At 63.6% G+C, this 781-nt stretch carries 1 protein-coding gene; it reads right to left on the reverse strand.

Annotated features, from left to right (window positions below; translation table 11 throughout):
- Positions 1 to 139 precede the first annotated feature (139 nt).
- Complete coding sequence (locus tag B2W70_RS13895) at positions 140 to 637, reverse strand: helix-turn-helix domain-containing protein (RefSeq protein WP_058087189.1); 498 nt, start codon at positions 635 to 637, stop codon at positions 140 to 142.
- Between the last annotated feature and the right edge of the window lie 144 nt (positions 638 to 781).

Consider the following 781-nt stretch of genomic DNA (forward strand, 5'->3'; position numbering starts at 1 on the left):
GGAGCTCGGTAAATGCACCTCGGTGGGGCGTGAGCGGGCCCGGGAGCTCGGCGTTTGTCTGAATTTACTCGGCTCGTGTCCGAAAATGCATGGCGCACCGAGCTTGGGGGCTCAGCGCGGGGGGGGCCTCAGGAATGGCTCACAAGGGGCGCCCGAGCTGCTTTTCGACCTGTTTGCGCTCCCACTCGGCGCCGAAGAAGGGGATGAACTCGAACGTGGCGGCGGCGTGCGCCAGAACGCCAATGCCCCAGCCCAAGGCCGGCCAGAAGAACCACAGCTTGGAAGGGTGCGTCACCAGGTTGATGACCGCCAGCACGGTGATGACCACCAGGTACTGCGCCAGGTGGATGTAGAAACCGCGGATTTTGCGAACCCTCGCGAGGGCGAGTTGTTCGGCTTGCTGGGCCTGGGTGGCGGCTGTTGCGGTGGCGGTGGCTGTGGCTGTTGCGCTCATGTCTGGCTCACTGGTGAGGGTGGTGAAGTCGATCTCGAAGACCGACGCCAGTGATTTGAGGGACTCGGCGCTGGCGGGTTGCCCGTTTTCAATGCGCTGGATCGTGCGGGAGCTGAGCCCGCTCAGTTCAGCGAGTTGCTGCTGTGACCAACCCCGTTGCAGGCGCAATTTCTGAATGTTCATGGGAGGGAGTCCTTGTCATCACGGGGTGGAGATTGGGGCAAGGGGACGGGGAGCGCCACGACAGGGGCACGACAGGAGGGCGACAGCGCCCTGACAGTCAGGCGGCAAAGCCATTGGACATCATCTGGGCCAGTCGAATCGCTG

This window comes from Aquabacterium sp. UBA2148 (assembly GCF_002328915.1).
Lineage (GTDB): Bacteria > Pseudomonadota > Gammaproteobacteria > Burkholderiales > Burkholderiaceae_C > Aquabacterium > Aquabacterium parvum.